The following is a 19,106-nucleotide window of genomic DNA, read 5'->3' as shown; positions in this document are numbered from 1 at the left end:
AATATTTATTGAAGCGACTGGCGTTGATTACTCGTGCGGAAGGTTCTGGATAGCGAGTTCTCGTTTCACCTGATTAGCAATCAATTCGTAGCAAGGCAGGTTTTTGATCTCTTCGTCTGAGGGCCAGACATACACAATCTTTCCCTCTTGCCAGGTACTGGCTGGAATTCCGTGCAACCAGTTCTCGCGAACTGCTTCTCGAACTGCTTCAAAGACAACCTCATCAAAAATGTCGTGGGTATTTTCAGGGTAACGCTCAATCAAATCGATGTGATCTTGCATTGAAAAACTCTCGCCAGAGATGAGGTTCAAAAACTTCGATTTGTTGAACTTGGATCCGCGCTATCAGTTTTTGAATACCAATGTTCCGGTTGTCATGAATTCGCCAAACACCACACATTTCAGTTGATCTGGCGGAACCATCACTTGTTCCCTTGACGATGTTTTCTGTAGCTATGCCTTCAATTCACTAATCAGTTTATCTGCCATTTCATGAGTGACGTTGTGGACACAGTCTTCATCGACCAGAACACAGGGAGCCCCATCGCAGACGCCGAGGCATTCCGCGAACTCGAGTGTGATCTTGCCATCCTCTGTAGTGCCGCCTGGCGTGACGTGGAGTTTCTCGCACATGTGAGCGAGAAGTTCTTCGCCGCCGCGCAGACCACAACTGATACTCCGACAAACCCACACGCGATGCTTGCCCAATGGATTTTCTTCCGTACGGAAGAATTGGTAGAACGTCATCGTGTCATGAACTTCGGAGGGGTGCAGTTCGAGAAGTTCTGCAATTTCTTCGATCGCACCCGTCGAAACATGGCGGAGTTCATCATGCACTAAATGCAGCGCTGGGAGAGTGACCGCCCGCTTGTTCGGGTATTTCGGAAACTCCGCAACAATGCGTGCCCGTAAATCATCCGAAAGTACCGTCATCGATCCAACTCCGCAGCAATGATATTCAAACTACCCAGAATGGCTGGCACATCGCTGAGCATATAGCCCGGCATCAGGTGCTGGAATGTCGCAAAGTGGATGAACGAGGGTGGCCGGCATCGAGCCCGATAGGCACGCGGTTCTCCATCGGCGACTATATAAAAACCCAATTCCCCATTGGGAGATTCCGTACAGGCGTAAAGCTCTTCCACCGGAACTTTGAAGCCGCGATTGGGCATAATCATTTCAAAGTGGTGGATCAAACCTTCAATACTTCGATAGACAGCGGGTTTGGAAGGAAGAACGGACTTCCCCTCCAACTCGACATTCACCGGGCCTGCGGGGATGTTTTCAATCGCCTGGTTAATAATTTTGATGCTCTCGAGCATTTCCTGCATACGGACTAAATAGCGGGCATAGCAATCGCCATTTTTAGAGGCAGCGATCTTGAAATCGAGATCAGCATACGCCAGGTAGGGTTCATCTTTTCGCAGGTCCCGCACCACACCAGAGGCGCGGGCAATAGGGCCAGTACAGCCCATGTTGATGGCGTCTTCGCGGGAAAGAACACCCACACCTTTGACTCGATCCACAAAAATGCGATTCTTCGTCAGCAGACGATCCACTTCGCTGTGAATCTTGGGGAAGTTCTTCGCGAATGAGCGAACCTTATCGGCCCATAAGTTATTCACGTCGAAAAGCACACCACCGACACGGGTGTAGCTTGTGTGAAATCGCTGGCCTGAGGCATATTCCACAATGTCGTAAATCAATTCCCGCTGCTGGAAGAAATACAGAAAGGCAGTAAATGCTCCCAGGTCGAGGGCCACAGCGCCCACACACAACAGGTGGTCATGCAGACGCATCAGCTCGGCAAGGATTGTCCGCAGATAAGTACAGCGGGGAGTGATCTCGATACCGAGCAGTTTTTCGACGGTATGGTGCCAGGCAATTTCATTCGCCAGTGGCGAGATGTAATTCATGCGGTCAACAATGGTGACATACTGATTGAAATCGAGTGATTCCCCCAGTTTTTCAAAACCACTGTGGAGATAACCAATATCGGGTTCGGCCTTAACGACCTTTTCCCCATCGAGCGTCAGAACCAGTCGGAGCGTGGTGTGAGTGGCTGGATGCTGAGGCCCGAAGTTCAGCGTCCATAAATATTCAGAATTCGCCGCTTCGGCATGTGATGAGGCCGGCCCGCCAGCCGCATTGCGGGACGTCGCCGGGTGGAGCGAAGAGGCAACAACGGGCATGGTCAACCTTCAATGAGTGAAGTTTCGCGAATCAGGGATGAAACAGGTTTTATGGCTTTGATCAATATCACCGGCAAGTCGTCAGGTGGCTGGCAGCGGGTGGTTAACTTTCGGCTCTGGTGATCACCGGGAAGTTATGTCGTTCTCCACGCCCTTTAAGCGGGTAATCTTTGCGGAGTGCGTGGCTTTCAAACTCAGGGGGGCAAAGGATTCGCTGCAGATTCGGGTGGCCGGCGAAGTGAATGCCAAACAGGTCATAAACTTCGCGTTCCGTCCAGTCTGCAGTTTTCCAGTGGCGGTACATGGAGGGCAAAGTGGGCGATGGATCATTCACGAAAGTTTTGACGACAAGCCGCTCTCGAGTCTTGGTGTTCACCACGACATAGATGACGCCATAGCGATCTGTGGCACCGGGGTACTCCAGGTAATCACAGCAGGTGACATCACTGAGCATGTCGAACCCCAGGTGATGTTTGAGGTGAGACATGAGATCATCGAGTTGAGCTGCCGGGACGATCAGGCGTGTGTTGTCTCGGAAAGATTCCGATTTCAGGACACCGCCCAAATGCTCATTGAGTGCTGCGAAGTCCACCGAAACCTACCCTTCTCAATGACGACTTTCCGAACAACTGTCGAGATTCATTTGGATTTGAAACTTCAGCGCCTGCTTTAATTTCAGATAGACGCTACTGTGCTGAACAGAAAACCAATCTGCTCGATTTCTTTGGATTAAGCAGACCCCTCAAGAGCTGGATTCCCCCTTTTCAACGATGCGGGGAGCTCCAGTGGAGTGAGCTGCATCTGACCTTCTCGAATCCGGATAATCTCATCGGCATCGAACGGAGCGGGGCCCGTTGGTCGAGTTCGATACTGGAATTCCGTCCCCTGCATGGTTCCCGTCTTCTGCACCAGATCCTGAATCTGCATGATTCCGGCAATCAACTGTTCCGGGCGTGGTGGGCAGCCAGGAACATAAAGATCGACCGGAATAAAGCGGTCAATTCCCTGCACGACAGCATAAGTATCGAAAACTCCACCCGTACAGGCACAGGCGCCCATCGAGATGCACCACTTGGGTTCGGGCATTTGCAGCCAGATGCGTTGCAGAACAGGCATCATCTTCATGGCGACGCGACCAGCGACAATCATCAGGTCGCACTGGCGGGGCGAAAATCGCATGACTTCAGCACCGAAGCGAGCCAGGTCATGCCGGGATGAGGCAGTGGCCATCAGCTCGATCCCACAACAGGCTGTGGCAAAAGGCATCGGCCAAAGGCTGTTCTTTCTTGCCCAGCTTGAGGCGGCATTGAGCGTGGTGAGAAAGACGTTATCAGGCAGGCCCTTTTGCGGATTCACGAAAGGGGCTGAGGAACCTGGTGTTGCCGAGGCTCCACCTGATCCTGGGGGTTGAGCTATCGCCATTTGAACACACCCTTTCGCCAGGCGTAGATGTAGGCAATTGCCAGAGTACCAAAGAAGACGAGCATGACGCCGTAAACTGTCGAGGAAAGTTCCGCAGGAACTCCGCCATCACCCTTGTAAGCAGCCACCGCCCAGGGGTACATGAACAAAAGCTCAACATCGAAGATCAGAAACAGAATCGCGACCAGATAAAACTTCACATCGAAGGGCTGGCGGGCATCGCCCACAGGATCCATGCCCGATTCGTAAGGCATCTGCTTAACGGCCGTCTTTTTGGACGGCCCGATTATATGAGTCAGAATCAGATTCGTGATCACGAACCCGACCAGCACTCCGGTATAGATCAGAACTGCGAATAAGCCGTCCATTTCCATCCATTCTGAAGACCGTGAATTGATCCATTCCGAGGTCAATAGTACAGAGAAATCGAGAATGCCAAGCCGTGTTTTTGAAATCCTCGATTCAACTGCAGAGATTCATTCGATCAAGGTCTTGCGTGTCATTAACCTGTTAATTTGCAGTGAGTTCGCACAATCTCAGTGAGCTTCAAGTTGTCAGGCGGATTCTAGTTGGAATCTCCAGTAACTTCAACCACCTGTGAGCGTAGCGTCTGAGAGGACGTGCCAGAAGATCAATCATTTTCAGGCATTTGCATGCGTCAATGGACAGATTCCTGTCGAATTTGTTGGCCAATCGCAGCTCTGTTGCTCAAATTGAGCGAGTCGTTTCCGGCTTTGCATATGGAACCACGATTCCCCTCAGGAGCACGGTTGGAGAGTTCCATTTGTGATCAACAGCTCGTGGAATCAACGCCTGAGCGGGAAATCTTGGTGGCGGAAGCCTTTGACCGCGGTTTCGATTGCAGTTGAATTGGTGTTCAGCCAGACTGTTCGTGAGAAGACCTGCCCGGTGGTGGGTGACAAATGGTTCCGTTGAAATTCCTGCAGATGGTGGATGACCCACGCCATGATATCACCCCGCGTTTGTGTCTTGCGTGCCCCGGGAACAAATTGCGATCAGGAAACGGCCCACGCGTTTAAGATTTGCGGTGGCGAGCCAGAAGTGCTGCACCTCAATCGAATTCTGGAAAACCCGGGGCGACTTAAGGATTACCAGATCCTCTGCATTCCCGGTGGATTCAGTTATGGCGATGACATTGGCTCGGGAGTGATTTTTGCCAGCCAGCTCAAAACCGCTCTCCGCGAAGAAATCGGAGAATTTCTGGCCGGTGACAAGTTGGCACTGGGAATCTGCAATGGCTTTCAAACACTTTTGAAAGCGGGCGTACTTCCCGATGGTGACGCAGGCTGGAATCAGCCAGATTTCGTCAATCAGCCTGCCAAAGCAACACTCACCTGGAATGAAAATGGTCGCTATACCGCCCGCTGGGTGAGGCTCAAAGTGACCTCCACAAATTCGATCTTCCTGCGCGGCCTAGATGAAATCGACCTGCCGATGGCACATGCCGAGGGTCGGATTGCCGTTCGGGATGCAGCAGTGCTGACTGAGTGGGAATCGCGTCAGCAAATGGCACTGGCTTACATTCCCTGGCGAAAGTACCACAACCCGGATCAGGTGACTGTACTCACCGCTCAGGCTGGTGGCGCGATCGAAACCCGGCGGGGAACTTCGGCTTTGATGGAACAGGCCAACCCGAATGGTTCAATCGCGGATCTGGCTGGGCTCTGTGATCCCACTGGGCGTGTGCTGGGATTAATGCCGCACCCCGAGCGATTTCTCTTCGCGACTCAGCATCCGAACTGGACTCGCATGAATCTCGCAGGGGATGGAGCTGGCAAGCAGATCTTCCAGAACGCGATCGATTACTTTGCATAGTCGTCTTCCCGGCGATCGTTCGGGTGTCGAGAGCTGTTCAGAGGCCGCCCGTCGCAGACGCAGGCGAGGGTTTTTCTCCTTCTCCCGTTCCGACGGGAGAAGGCCGGGATGAGGGTGAGCTCGAACGTATTAGGCATGCAATCAACGTGCGGCCTCATCGCAGAATGCACTCCCATACAGTCGCTGATGACGGTTTCAAAAGAGGCACGCGTGGGTCGGGATATGTCTCGCATATCCTATTTCTCCGACTTCATGGTACATAACCTGCACGAAGTTGTTCTGAGGTCATTTTTTAATTGGTAATTGCCGAACAATCGCTGTGTCGTGGAGAGTAAAGACTGTCAGAAACGTGAGGCTCAGGTGCAGAAATGAGCATGTTCTCGACAATCACTGCCCGGCAATCAGGCATCAAACGCCTCGAACCTGCGTTCGTTCTGTCGGCGTTTTTCCCGTCTGTGATGGTGGGCTTGGTGCTGTTGTTCAATTTGAGCTGCTCGCCCGCAACATCATGGGCTCAAGAGAACCAACCCGCCGTACAGCCGGGCGAACTTTCTAATGACAATATGACGGTTAGCTCCGCACCAGAAAGTTCTCTTCAAGCGACGCTGGCCCGGCAGCTTCGCCCGGAGATCTCACCAGCCACCACACGTCAGTTGCGAGAACTGACCAATGCTCTGCGCACTGGAAATCGAGAGCTGTCGATTGTGATTGCCGACCGGGTACTGGCCATCGATCCCAAAGCAGTCACGACAATTTCCGAAAACAGCTCGACTTTTCACGCCGTCTGGCGCCTCCGGCGGGAGTGGTACCATCAGTTGTTGCCGTATCAACAGCAGAAGTTGTTGAAAGATTTCCAACTCGCGGCTGATCTGGCTTATCGCGAGTTGCCTGTGGATGAATCGCGGGGAGAACGACTGCTGCAATTCTGTATGCAGTTTGACTTATCGGCCGCTGGGATCAAGGCATGGGAAGAACTGGCTGCCAGGGCTCGTGATCGTGGTCAGGCTGAGCTGGCAGCTTCGATTTACTTTGACTTGTCACAGCATCCACTATTGAAGGTCGAGAATGTGGCCCGGCGAACGCAACTGATGCGAGCCAGTGGAGTGCTGAATGAACAGCCGAGTTTTGCAACTCGATCAGGGCAGCGAGAACGTCGAGGCCATGGGCTAAGGCTCTTGAAAGAGCGTCTCAGCGACGAGATCTGGCCTGTACAAAAATCTGAGCAGATAGTTCCCTCGCGCATCGAGACAGTTCCCGACCAGCGTGCGGTCATGAGCAGGAGAGTGATTGACGACGGTTCTCAGCAGCCTCATTTATGGGAAAATCGAACGGCTCAGGTCCGGCATTATCTGCGATCCCGCGGGATCGCTACAGTTTCGATTTTGCAGCCCCTGATCACGGAAGATCTGGTGATCACACGCGATCCACTCAAGTTTGTGGCAATAGATCGACGGACTGAAAAAATTGTCTGGACTCTGCCGGCACCATTGATCCGGAATGAAACCTGGGAACGCGGAGCGTTATCACTCCAGGACTGGCAAGCAATCGTGGGGCTGGAAAACTCGCAGACGATCTATGCCCAGATGACTCCGGATGATGATCGACTCTATCTGATTGACCGCATTCCTTCACGCACAGATGGTCGCCCTGCTCATCGACTGCTCAGTGCAGTGGAGATGACGACTGGGAAAGTCCTCTGGCGTCTGGGGAGCCAGAGCAGTGGCTCGACCTATCCGTTCAGCGAGACCATGTTTTTGGGCCCTCCACTGCTGATTGACGATCAGCTCCTCTTTCTGACGGAGAAAGACCAGAATCTCGGGTTGTATGCGGTGGATCGGGAGCATGGGCGGTTGGAGTGGTCGCTGGGTTTAGGTCAACTTTCCCAATCGCCGGCTGTTCATCCCGTGCTGCAAAGAAGTGCTGTCGCGATGGTCTGGGATGGCACGAACTGCATTGTCACCACCGGCGTGGGCGAAGTGATCTCGATTCATCTGGCTTCGCGATCGATCGACTGGCGAGCTTCACTGCCGATTCATACTCCGACCAGCCCATTTCAGCGGGCCGATCTTCCGCCGGGATATCTACCAGATGAATGGTGGCGAAGTTGGCGCGAAGCCAGGCTGCTCATCTCGAACAATGTGTTGATTGGTACTTCACCAGAATCCAATCAACTGTCGGCCTGGTCGCTGACTGGTCGGCAGCTCTGGTCAAAGACGGTTCCCGATGGAGTTCTCGTGGCTGGTACGACGAAAACCGGGCCGCTGAATCAACAGTGTGTGATCGTGGTGACATCGCAGGGAATCAGGGCTTATCGGCTCCATAACGGAGAGCTGATGTGGAATCGCTCCTCGCTGCTGGCCACACATCCGGTAGCAGACGGCTGGTGGCTTTCCGGTCGCCCTGTCCTGCTGCAGGAAGCTGATCAACAGGCATGGCTTCTGGCACCACTGACGAACGGTCAGAAACTTCTGATATCGGCCACAACAGGAGAAGTTCGTGCTGTTTTTCCCGCAGAAAACCACGAGGAATCAGCCGCAGCGCTTTTCATTAAAGATCAGGAGCTGTGGTCGATCAGCCCGCAAGGATTGACTGTCGAACCTCGACCTGACTTAGTATTCACTGCCAAAGAAAGCAGAGCCACTCAATGGTCGCGAGCTGTCGCTCAAGGTGACTTTCAAACAGGGTGGGAGATTCTTCAGCAACTGGCCGATGAAGACTTGCCTTCCCAACTGGGGCCATTGGCTCGGAAAAAGGCCATTGAACTTTTGCAACAGAAATTGTGCTGGGGAGATTTTTCCTTCCATCCACAAGAATTCAGAGAGGTTACCCGCAGACTCAGCGAACTGCTGGCGACGGCACCTGATCAGCATCTTGCGCTGCGGATTGAACTGGCCGGGTACTGGCTGGCATGTGATCTTCCTCAAGAGGCTCTCGCGACTTTAAAGTCGATCTCACTCCTGCAACTTCGTGAGGCTGATGCTCTGGAATCTTCCGGAGCGATGACGGAAAAATCTTTCCCGGGCCAACCACCCGCTATGAAAAATCCTTGGGGGCCTGTGATTTCAGGCAACGGGCCAGTGTTATCCGGCGATAGGCCAGTGTTATCCGGCGATAGGCCAGTGCAGGGCATCATCGATGGTGATGGGCGACGCGGGTTCATCGATGAGCGTGGGCAGAAGAGTCTTCTTTCGTCAGCTCTGCAGGTTAGGCCTTCCCACAGGGCCTTGGCAGTGGCCATGCGAGCTTATCACCAGACCACCAGAGATCGAGAAGCCAATTCAATTCGTGGTGAGCCCATCGATTGGCCGGGATGGACTCACACGTTTGCCGATTGGTGCCAGTGCGATTCGTTCGATGCAGCCGACTTCTGGGTGGGGACAGCACTGGGAAGCTATCTGCAAAACCACCGGCTGACTTCAGATAATTTTCTCGCTGAAGCACAAGCTTTGGCGGACGTTGATCACCTGCGGCGAGAACTGGCTGCTCTGGCCATGATTGAGCGATTGCAGGTGACTCCCGCAATCTCGGCCAAGTTGGCGGAAGCACCGCTGACTTCGGTCTGGAACCAGCTTGTCGAAGACTGGAGAAAGCGCGGCCTGCTGGAGGATGCCAATGCCGCAGAGATGTTGAAGCACCGATCATTAGCACGTCTGGCGACGAAAAGTTCTCGTGAGCATGACTTAACTTTGCCCAGGAAAGTTGAGCCTGTCTTGGGTGTTCCTCAAGTCACTCGTGAAGGTTTTGTGCTCCCTTCGATTCGAGAGCGGAATGAAGAGGTCTATCAGTTTCCCATACCGGCAACCTCGTGGCCGGGACTGGTTGCTGACCGTCTCGATATTTCGTTAGCCCGCCCGGGGACGGCCATTCGCTTTGCTGGAGAGCATGTGGAATCGCCCTGGATCTTTGGTCTGAAGCAACAGGAAGAGGATGAAATTCCGCTTTTGAGGCAGGCATGGACACTCCATCAGGCGACGGGAGTGGGTCGTCTGTTGATTTTGCAGGTGGGTGCCGAAGTGATGGCCATTCAACCGCTGAATGCCACCGGTGAGCCTCAGCCGCGCAAGTTATGGTCATACGAACTGGCGAGTGAGAGTCGGCATCCACTCGATCAGTGGGTGCCGGCAGCACAGGCGCGTCGTCATCTGGCAGATCCGATTTCGTTTGGTGTGGCCGATCCCTACGGGAATCTGATTGGTCAGGCAAAACTGATCACCCCGGAATTGACCGCCTGGATTCGCGGTGCAGTGCTGGAAGTGATCGATACAGCGACCGGTTTACCACGCTGGTCGCGTGACGACATTCCTGCCCTGTCATTACTGGCGGGGGATTCTGACACCATTGTGCTGATTGATGTCGCTCGCGAATGGATTTATCGACTCGATGCACTGGATGGCACAGTACTGGAGAAACAGGCGATGCCAGGCCGTTTTCCTGCACAGGCGACGCCGAAGAGGCGTCAATTGAGCAGCCCAACGATTGTCGGAGAAGTTCCCCGGGGCTGGTGGATCGAAGGCCGCTATCTCTTTGAAGAACGGGTGGAAGCCCTTCAGCAACCCATACCTGAACAACCCATACCTGAAGGAGCAATGGCTCAGTCTTTGCCGGCCATACGCTATCAATTGATCTGCCATGATCTGGTGACGGGAGAGAATGTCTGGGTGCATGCAGCCTCACAGATCTGCTATGCGTTTCCGCTCGATGCATGGACGATGGGTTTGATCCGCCGCACAGATTTATCGGGAGGAGGTGAACTGTTATTGCTCGATCAGCAGACAGGGATGGCGATGGCACCTGCGATAGCCATCAGCTTGCCGGAGAAAGTGAGCCGGATAGTGGCCACTTTCGACAAGGATCGATTTTATGTCGGGGCTTCAAATGGCAGCCAGATGCGGCTGGAAGCTCCTTCGCTGCAGCTTAGGAATGGTTATCGACAACCTTATCTGGCGGGTGAGATGACTGCGATTGATCGAAAAACAGGCCGGGTCATGTGGCGGGTGGAAGTCGATCAGGAGCCCTGGCCATTGGATGTATCGCGGGCTTACCCGGTGATTGTCCGCTGCTGGACAACTCCCGAAACAGCGGGGAGTCGCGGGGCTGTGGGACACCAGAGAATTCACTGGGCGACGACAGGCGAGATGGCAGCGGCTGATGATGCGCTGTTTCTCAATGGTTATGTCACCATCGAGGCTGGCGAAGGAGATGAGCTGATTCTTCGTCGCGAGTTCTATTCGACGCGGATCCTTCCCCCCGGAACAAAGTGACCAGCGGCTGGCTATGGCGAGTTCCGATTGCGTAAGGATTCCATCCCCAAGAGATTGTGGTATCCTGCGCAGGCCTCTGGTACGAATGACGAGTTGACATCATGCGTTGAACGTCATTTGAGAATCCTTGACCAGATCCATTGGCCAAGGGCTGAATTGTACTGGTGTGAATGTTGATCGCGTGGCTGGGGTCAAACGTCCTCGTTTGCCCCCAGGACATGTGACCTGGGTTTTTCATAGCGAAGTTCGTGGTCAAACTTGGGAATCATTACAGTTGCAATGAACGAATAAAGCGCTGCTGGACTGGGGGCGGATGAAGACAGCCGACCCCAGCCACCCCGTTACGACAAGCTGTTCGGCACGCAAGCGTTGTTTCGCATGGCAAGGCGTATAAGTTCCTGAGAATGGAGGCATGCCATTGATTCTGCTCCTGTGAAGAATGAGAACCTCCTCTGGGTGAAAAGTGTGGCAAAGCGTCTGCTTCAACCTCTTGGCCCTTTGGCGGGAATTGTACTGGCTGGCTTGTTGTTTGCGATGAGTGCCACCTGGAGAGAATGCCTCGCTTATGTGCAGGTGTGGGTGGCTCCGCTGTTGTGGTTGGGGCTGACAATTGTCGTCTGGTGGTCGATTCGGCGAATTGACCCGTGGAATACAATTCGTGGCGCGAAATCACATCTTGGGCAGCATGAAGACATGCTTGCCCAGGGCTGCAAGCATGGCACGCAGCAAAGCACGCAAGGGTCGCTTGCGGCATGGCAAAGAATTGTCGTCGCGTGGGCCATGTCCATGCTGGTCCCTGCCATCGTGACGACCATCCTTTTAGTCCCTCTGGCCGAAGCGTGGGTAAGACCGTCGCCTCATGGCAGTCTGATTGGTGGCATCCTGCCGTGGAGTGATGCTTCGGGCTATTACCAGGGGGCCGTCGAGTTTCTTCAGGGAGAAAAGATCAGCTCGTGGCCGAGCCGAAGGCCTCTGAATTCAGTCTGGCTGGCTGTGCGCTATTCATTAGGCGGTTCGTGGGAAAGTGCGATCCTGATGCAAACCATGTTGCTGGCGATGAGCTGGTGTGTCATGGATCGAACGTTTCAGCTGGCGGGATTCCATTTCAGTGTGCGCTATGCCAGTTTTGTGATGATCGAACGTTTTGCATTTGAATCGACTCCCACCATGCTGTCGGAGCCGCTGGGGTTAGTGCTGGGAATGCTGGCCATCCCGTGGATTGTGCCCGCTGTGCAAGCGGGATTGAAACCCGGTGCGATGGGCGTCTGTTATGCCATCGGGAGTGGCATCCTGGCACTGGGATTGTCGGCCCGTCCCGGGGCAATGTTTGTTCTGGTTGGTCAGGCCTTGTGGCCGCTGGTCCTGCTTTTTCCGGGATGGTCGTGGTTGAGAAGCCGACTGAAAGTGGGCGTGGGGAAGCACACCCTGCATCGTCATGAGGCGGGGCTCTCTGTGCCGCATGGGGCGCATCCTGCCATGGTGACTCATGAGAGTTCGAAACCAGGAGCATTGGTGATGATTGGCACCAGTGCGGGAGCCTTGCTGGCGATGCTGATTGCGTTATCGATTCAACCCATGCTCAATGGCTGGTATGGGCCCGGTTATTCGGTTGGTCAGGGAAGTTTTGCACATACATGGTATGGGCTGGTGACTGGTCAGCCGGGATGGAATCGAGTCCTGATCGAGCATCCTGAAATCCGGGAACTGCCGGATGATCGTGCGCAGGTGGCGAGAATCTATCAACTGGCAGATGACGCTTTTCGCGAGCAGCCCTGGGGGCTCTTGATTGGCTATCTGAGAGGTTTGCAGATTTCGGGCAAATGGATCGTCTTTTCGATGATTCACTGGATGAAGCTCCCTTCGCGATGGCTGGGTTTAATGATCGTGCTGGGTGTTGGCCTGTGGTTGATGTGGAAAGCAAGAATCCGGCCACTCGACAAACTCTCGATCTACCTGTTGCTGCAAACCGCTGCCACGATCGCTTCGTTGCCATTCTTTCTGCCCGATACGGGGATCCGCGGTCTGGCAGCAACATGGCCTCTTTGCCTACTGATCGCGTTCCAGGGGCTGCTTCCGAGCCGTCTGGCGCTGAAAGCGATTCATGCGGATAAGGGCGAGGGACCTGTGGTCGCTCAGATTAGCGAACATCGCCACCCGCAATTCACAGGGCCCTGGCTGGTTTCGAGCGGGTTCGTGATTTTCATCTCTGCCAGTTCGTTGATCTGGCCGCGCTTCTGGAGTGACGGGCAGGAGGGGACGAAGACTGTGGTGTCAGTCCAAGTGTTTGATCCGGAGCGATTGCCTGAGTTTATTTCGGGCGGTGTGTTAAAGGCGGAATTCAGTCCCCTCTGGATCACTTCTCAGCAACTGGTGGACACATGGCCTGACCCCGTCCCTGATGAACTGATTGATGCCTTACTGCTGCATCCTGTCTGGGAATTGAACGTTCAACTGGCCAGAGAGGCGACTGATCCTGCCCGAACTGAACCACGACTTGAGTGGGAACTCACCCCTATTGCGCTTGTAAATGTGGGAGGATCAACGCAGTACGGGACGCGAAAAATTCGCTCGCGCGAAGAGCAGCGAGTTATGGTGCGGGGGTTGAATCATGCACTTCTGGTACGACTGCCCGACGAGGGCTGACGAGTGCGAAAATGACCGCTCCGACGGCTTCTCCCAGAAAGCTGACGAGTCTGGCCAGAATGGTGATGACAGCAATCTGTGAGGAACTCAGACTGCCCGGTTGAGAAAAGACTTCGATCATGAGCCATTCGCGCGGGCCCAGGCCAGCGGGTGCAAAGAAGACGAGAAAGCCGCCGACATTCGCAATAGTGGCCGCTGCCAGACAGGTGGGCATGTTCGGGAGATCTGCCCCTGCCGAGCTGACACCCACCCATAAACAGGCCAGGGCGATGGCTTTGATAAACCAGGCGATGCTCAACTGTGCGAGAAGTGCGAGAAGCTGCCACGGTCCGATGGTTAATGGCGGCGTATCGGTGATCTGTGAGGCCATTTTTCGTGAAAGCTGGTTCATGAGCTGCGCAACAACCGGCAGTGAGATGAGCAGCAAAGTGACTATCAAGAGAGGCCACAGCCACCAGAACCAGTCGGGGATCTGCCATTCATTCAGGAGACGTTTCATACCGACGGGAAGAAAGATCATCGCCCAAAAGGAACCAGCGGCCATAAAGGCAATGGCTTCGTAGCCTGCGGTCAAGACACCAATACGCATGGGAACACCGGCTTCATCGCGCGCGAGCCAGCCGCGAATAGCCAGTGCCATGGCTTTGCCGGGAACATACTTGCCAAAGTGACCGATGTAAAAGGCTTTGGCAATCACCGTCAAGTCGGCCTCCTGATGACACGAGCGGAGGAGTTTGCGCCAGACAAAGATCGAAGGTGTCCAACTGAGTGTGAAGAGCCCGATCGCAATGACGACATAACCCCAATGCACCGTGATGGTATGTGCCTGGCCATCGCGCCACATTTGCCAGAGATGCCGACTGACATAAACCAGCACGACTGCAAAAAGCACCCACTTGAGGATCTTTTGCCATAAAGGCTTCGCGACTGGAGCCGCTTTTTCAGGAAGTGAGGCTGGAGCAGTCGTATCCGACACGAAGTATTCCCTGACATGAAGGGCCAATCGTTGAGGTTCACTGGAAAACCTGAGGTTGAAGACCTTCACCGAATTGTACGTTGATTCTTACCAGAATTTGTTAACTCAAAGCTGCTGTTTGATATCCACCACACAGCACGATTCACCCAATGGTTGTTCTGCGTCAAACGTCACCTGGGGGTGGCTGGGGTCGGATGTCTTCATCCGCCCCCAGTTCCATGGCGCTGCCAGCACAAATGCATCCTTAATATGTTTTTCTGACGTTCAAGCATGTTTGCCATTAACAATCAAAGTCAAATGAACTGGGGGCAAACGAGGACGTTTGACCCCAGCCACGCATTTGGTCATCCAGCATGAACTATCACAGAAGTGGGTATCAGAGCTTGCGGGGTGGTTTCATGCAAGCTCTTCTGCTGGTAACTCGCCCACTTCGATCCCTGCAGGTCGCTGGCCAATCGATTGAATGGCGTCACTCGTGAGAAACACCGTGAATGTGGAACCCGATGAACTGGATGCCGTTAGTTCAATACGACCATACAACTGCTGTTCGATAATGTTCCGGCAAACGAACAACCCCAGGCCAGTCCCTGTCGATTTGGTGGTGAAGTAAGGCTGAAAAATTCGCGAGCGGGCGGCAGGTTCAATCCCATGCCCATCATCGCGGATATCGATCCTCAACCAGCCGTCGGCAATCGAGGTCGAAATATGGATCTGGCCCCCTTCTTCTGTGGCGTCCAGCGCGTTAAGAATCAGGTTCAGGAAAACCTGCACCAGTTGATCGCGGACAGCGCGAACCCGGGGAATGTTCTCGGCAAAAGCCGTGACAATTCGCTTACCCTTTTTCCGTTTGTAATACTTGGCAATACTGAGAGCGGCCCCCAGGACTTCGTGAATGTCGCAATTGGTTTCAACGTTCGTGGCAGGGCGGCTGAAATCGACCAGTTCGCGTAATGTTCGCTGAATGCGCCGCAATTGATCGTCAACGAGATGCAGCTTTTCCCGCGTGTGCGCATCGATATCCCGGCGATTGAGCAGTTGCACAAGCGAACTGATGGCAGCCAGAGGATTGCCAACCTCATGGGCGATGCCTGCAGCCAGCAACCCGAATGCGGCCTGTTTTTCGTGCTGCACCAGCATGGCCTGCGATTCCTGCAATTGCCTGGTGCGCTCGTTAATCCGCTGTTCGAGTTCGCCCTGGTTTTGCCTGAGAACATCATTAAGCATGGCCAGCCTGCGCCCGGCCCGCATTAACAGGTCGGAAAGTGAGACCGTCGCCCATGTCACCCAGAGCATCAGCACGAGCATAAACACCAGCGCCAGCATCCGCTCATTGGTGAGGGTGACACTGAAAGTTAAAGCGGCATAGCTGGCTGTGTGAAACAGAAGTGAGATGTAGGTCATCCAGGCGGGATGACGCAGCGCACAAACCAAAAGTGATAAAAAATAGTAAAATCGAAAGGGACTGAGCAGGCCCTCATCAAAGTAACAGAGCAATCCGATAAAGACGGCTTCCATCATCGAGATCAGTAGTGGTGCGGCATCGAGAAAGACCAGTCCTCGCAAGCTGTACCAGGTGTCGACAATCGCGTAGATCGCACCAAGAGTGAGAATGGCATTGAGGATGAACTGGTTCTCACCACTGCCCACGAAGTTCACCAGCACGAACCCCACGAGAACACCGAACCAGCGAATGCGAACAGTGATACTTTCGGCAGCGAGATCCCAATTGAATTCCTGATCGCGAAGAGCCAGATTCTGCGGAGTTAAAGGATTAAAGAGCGCCTTGGTGGAATCCGGGCGGGTTCCTGGAGTTGGTACGCTGGGTGATGAGCCATCTTGAGCCGACATGGGCAGTTCTTTCCACCGACTCCGTGCATGAGCAGGGTGAGGCCTTCACAAAGACTCATCTACAAACAAAGGATTGTTTTATGAGTGTGTCTGACTTCATGAAAAAGTGCTTCCTGTGAGTCGTTCGTAGGCTTCGACGTACTTGGCCCTGGTTTGGAGTACGACATCTTCCGGGAGTGGAGGAGGTGGGGAGTTTTTGTCCCACGGCTGGGTTTCGAGCCAGTCGCGAACAAACTGCTTATCGAACGAAGGCTGGCCATGGCCGGGCCGATATTGATCGAGAGGCCAGAAGCGCGAACTGTCGGGCGTGAGGACTTCATCGATGAGGATGATTTCTTCGCCCAATAGACCGAACTCGAATTTGGTATCGGCCAGCACGATTCCCTTTTTCAAGGCGTAATCGGCTGCCTGCCGGTAGATGGAGAGGCTGAGGTCGCGAAGCTTTTCGGCGAGCTGTGGATCGATATCCCGCTGCATCTGTTCAAAGGAGATGTTCTCGTCGTGGCCACTTTCGGCTTTCGTAGCGGGGGTGAAGATTGGCACGGGGAGTTTGTCACATTCGACAAGTCCCGGTGGGAGTGAAATTCCACAGATTGTCTGTGAAGCGCGATATTCCTTCCAGCCACTTCCGGCCAGATAGCCACGCACGACACACTCGATGGGAATGACTCTGGTTTTCTGTACGACGAGGCTGCGACCTTCGAGCAAGGAAAGGTCTGTACCGGCGGGTAAGGGCAATGTGGCCGGGTTGGTGGAGACCAGATGATGGCGAACCTTCAGCAGATCGAACCAGAAGCAACTCATCTGCGTGAGGAGTTTTCCTTTATCGGGAATGCCTGTGGGGAGGATCCAGTCAAAGGCACTGATGCGATCCGTGGCGACGAACAGGAGCTGATTGCCAAAGTCGTAAACATCTCGAACCTTGCCCTGGCGGGGTGTCATGCCAGGGAGATGGCTTTGGGTGACCGCCGGGCGAGAGGGGGAGTTGAAAGGCTGGGAATTGTTGGTCATACAACCGGCTTAATCGATGAATGATGATCAGATCATGGACGACATGGGGGCAGTACCGAGCGAAAATATGTTCGAACTGCCAGTGAGAGTTCTCTCTTCAGCATGGTCACAGCTTGAACCAACTGCCAGTGAGGACTAGACTTTCGCAATATGTTGCGAGGATTTCAATTGCCAGTGATCTGGCTCAAACAGCACTGGTCAACAATTTTTAGGTGTTGATTCATTTCCACACGAAAAGTTTTGCCACTTTCGAGATCGACTGCAGAAAACACAGCGAGCGGCCCGTTGACCGACTTCTGCCTCACGAAAAGAGAATGCTCATTCGAGACTCAGCCAGCGAGGATGATTGATGGGGCTCCTGAGGTTTGTGGTTGATTCCGAAGAGATCCTCAAAGACTGGCCAGAAGTCTACCACGGTTATCTGGCTGGCCCGGATGGTCGCATTTTCCCTTCCCGCATGGAAGTGGAAGGAAATGTGCTTGGGTGCCGCAGGAATACTTCTGAAAGCGGTAAGTTTCATATTGCCTGGCCTGTGCCGGGGCACGGTCGTCTGCTGCTTTGTACAGGATCGTTACCGGAACGGCAGGAACCTTATGTTCTGGCCTTGGAACTGGCTCGCGGCAAGATCGTACTGTTGCGCGATCAGGCATCTCAGTGGGAGTTATCCGGGCTGCGAATTCCTGTCAATTATTATGATCTGCTGAAGCAGGCTCAGGCTCATTTTCGGCAAGCAGTGTTAGAAGACGACCTGGGCCGCATGTGTGAGCTGGCTTCTCAAGCAATTGTGAACGCCTGTGATGCTGCGAAGGAGTTGGGCCAGGCATATTCACGACAGGCACTGGCCAGTCGCCAGCAGCGGTACCCTCACTTGCCGGCGATTCTTGGAATCGAGCTCGAGCATGCGGCTCCCCATGAGAACTGGTCGTTGATTACGAGTCCTTTCAATTCCGCCTGTCTGCGGCTGAACTGGAAAGAAGTCGAACCCCAGGAAGGTGATTATTCGTGGGAGTTGACCGATCAGCAGTTGGAGTGGTGTGAATCGCGCAAGATGGTGGTTCGTGCCGGGCCGCTGCTCGATTTTGGCCCGGGGGGATTACCCGGCTGGCTGGCTCCATGGGAACATGATCCGTTCAATCTGCAGAGCTTTATCTGCGATTTTATCGAAACCGCGATGCTTCGATACCAGGGCCGGGTCAGACTGTGGGAAATCGCGACTCGATTTAATACGGGTGGAGCATTGAAGTTGCCCGAAGATCAGCGACTGGCACTTCTTGCCAGAGTGCTGGATATTGCCCGGCAGGTTGATGAAGAATCCCAACTGATTCTGCGAGTCGATCAGCCATGGGGAGATTATATGGCCAAGGGTCAGCATCGACTCTCACCCATCCAGACCGTGGATGCCCTCGTTCGATCGGGAGTGGGTCTGAGTGGTGCCAACCTGGAGATCGCGGTCGGATATCAGCCGGCTGCCACCCAGCATCGAGATCTGCTCGATTTTTCCAGGCTGATCGATCTGTGGGGTGGGTTAGGGATCCCTTTGCACGTGACACTTTCATGCCCATCGGCAGGAATTGCAGATCTCGAAACCACCACCGAGACCGGAGTTGATCCACGATTGTGGAAGAACGGCCCGAGCGAGAGTGAGCAAGCCGAGTGGGCGACTCAGATCATGCAGTTATTGATTGCGAAGCCTGCCGTCGTGGGTGTGACGTGGAAGCACCTGAACGATGCGACCCCGCACTCGTTGCCACATGGTGGCTTGTGGGATGCCAAGTCTCAGCCCAAAGAGATTTTTCAGCGGCTGAAGAGTTTGAATTCGTAGCTCTCGCTTCTGGTAGCCAGGCGTATAAAGATCGCCTCCCTTGATAGTGTGACTGGCACTTTTTGCCTGTGTCCCGCAGACGCAGATTTTGCAGC

General features: G+C 54.0%; 13 protein-coding genes. 4 read left to right on the top strand and 9 right to left on the bottom strand.

The annotated features are described in order from the left end of the window. Positions 1 to 27: 27 nt before the first annotated feature. The 6 genes from PLIM_RS19850 to PLIM_RS19825 all read right to left on the bottom strand — a co-directional run bounded on the left by PLIM_RS19850 (position 28) and on the right by PLIM_RS19825 (position 3,982). Positions 28 to 282, bottom strand: coding sequence for a hypothetical protein (locus PLIM_RS19850; protein ID WP_013112104.1), 255 nt, complete (start codon positions 280 to 282; stop codon positions 28 to 30). Positions 283 to 453: 171 nt separating this feature from the next. After that, the gene (locus PLIM_RS19845) at positions 454 to 933 is read right to left on the bottom strand and encodes an NADH-quinone oxidoreductase subunit NuoE family protein (protein ID WP_013112103.1); all 480 of its coding nucleotides are present in this window, start codon (positions 931 to 933) and stop codon (positions 454 to 456) included. Beyond that, entirely contained in the window at positions 930 to 2,192 is a 1,263-nt protein-coding gene (nuoD, locus tag PLIM_RS19840) for an NADH dehydrogenase (quinone) subunit D (RefSeq protein ID WP_013112102.1), read from the bottom strand. The genes PLIM_RS19845 and nuoD overlap by 4 nt, the downstream gene beginning before the upstream one ends. 103 nt (positions 2,193 to 2,295) lie before the next feature. Next, on the bottom strand, positions 2,296 to 2,784 hold the full coding sequence (locus PLIM_RS19835) for an NADH-quinone oxidoreductase subunit C (RefSeq protein ID WP_013112101.1): 489 nt from the start codon (positions 2,782 to 2,784) through the stop codon (positions 2,296 to 2,298). Positions 2,785 to 2,921: 137 nt separating this feature from the next. Continuing rightward, entirely contained in the window at positions 2,922 to 3,614 is a 693-nt protein-coding gene (locus PLIM_RS19830; protein WP_013112100.1) for an NADH-quinone oxidoreductase subunit B, read from the bottom strand. Further along, on the bottom strand, positions 3,605 to 3,982 hold the full coding sequence (locus PLIM_RS19825) for an NADH-quinone oxidoreductase subunit A (protein ID WP_013112099.1): 378 nt from the start codon (positions 3,980 to 3,982) through the stop codon (positions 3,605 to 3,607). Before PLIM_RS19825 ends, PLIM_RS19830 begins: the two co-directional genes overlap by 10 nt. 598 nt (positions 3,983 to 4,580) lie before the next feature. Between PLIM_RS19825 and PLIM_RS19815 the strand changes: the two genes are divergently transcribed. The 3 genes from PLIM_RS19815 (at position 4,581) to PLIM_RS19805 (ending at position 13,354) form a co-directional block, all read left to right on the top strand. Beyond that, complete coding sequence (locus tag PLIM_RS19815; protein ID WP_013112097.1) at positions 4,581 to 5,450, top strand: phosphoribosylformylglycinamidine synthase subunit PurQ; 870 nt, start codon at positions 4,581 to 4,583, stop codon at positions 5,448 to 5,450. A 374-nt stretch (positions 5,451 to 5,824) separates the two neighbouring features. After that, the gene (locus tag PLIM_RS19810; protein WP_041402325.1) at positions 5,825 to 10,711 is read left to right on the top strand and encodes an outer membrane protein assembly factor BamB family protein; all 4,887 of its coding nucleotides are present in this window, start codon (positions 5,825 to 5,827) and stop codon (positions 10,709 to 10,711) included. Positions 10,712 to 11,176: 465 nt separating this feature from the next. Beyond that, the gene (locus PLIM_RS19805; RefSeq protein ID WP_148227199.1) at positions 11,177 to 13,354 is read left to right on the top strand and encodes a hypothetical protein; all 2,178 of its coding nucleotides are present in this window, start codon (positions 11,177 to 11,179) and stop codon (positions 13,352 to 13,354) included. Here PLIM_RS19805 and PLIM_RS19800 read toward each other — a convergent pair. The 3 genes from PLIM_RS19800 to PLIM_RS19790 form a co-directional block, all read right to left on the bottom strand. Further along, entirely contained in the window at positions 13,299 to 14,330 is a 1,032-nt protein-coding gene (locus PLIM_RS19800; protein WP_013112093.1) for a lysylphosphatidylglycerol synthase transmembrane domain-containing protein, read from the bottom strand. The genes PLIM_RS19805 and PLIM_RS19800 overlap by 56 nt on opposite strands. A gap of 396 nt (positions 14,331 to 14,726) precedes the next feature. Further along, positions 14,727 to 16,178, bottom strand: coding sequence for a sensor histidine kinase (locus PLIM_RS19795; protein ID WP_013112092.1), 1,452 nt, complete (start codon positions 16,176 to 16,178; stop codon positions 14,727 to 14,729). A gap of 96 nt (positions 16,179 to 16,274) precedes the next feature. Continuing rightward, positions 16,275 to 17,189 (bottom strand): phosphoribosylaminoimidazolesuccinocarboxamide synthase, encoded by a 915-nt coding sequence (locus tag PLIM_RS19790; protein WP_013112091.1) that lies wholly within the window; start codon positions 17,187 to 17,189, stop codon positions 16,275 to 16,277. A gap of 349 nt (positions 17,190 to 17,538) precedes the next feature. Here PLIM_RS19790 and PLIM_RS19785 point away from each other — a divergent pair, with 349 nt between their 5' ends. Then, complete coding sequence (locus tag PLIM_RS19785) at positions 17,539 to 19,011, top strand: endo-1,4-beta-xylanase (RefSeq protein WP_013112090.1); 1,473 nt, start codon at positions 17,539 to 17,541, stop codon at positions 19,009 to 19,011. Positions 19,012 to 19,106 lie beyond the last annotated feature (95 nt).

It is taken from the genome of Planctopirus limnophila DSM 3776 (genome assembly GCF_000092105.1).
Lineage (GTDB): Bacteria > Planctomycetota > Planctomycetia > Planctomycetales > Planctomycetaceae > Planctopirus > Planctopirus limnophila.
The sequence above is the reverse complement of the archived record's forward strand: the minus strand, read 5'-3'. Positions and strand labels throughout refer to the sequence as shown.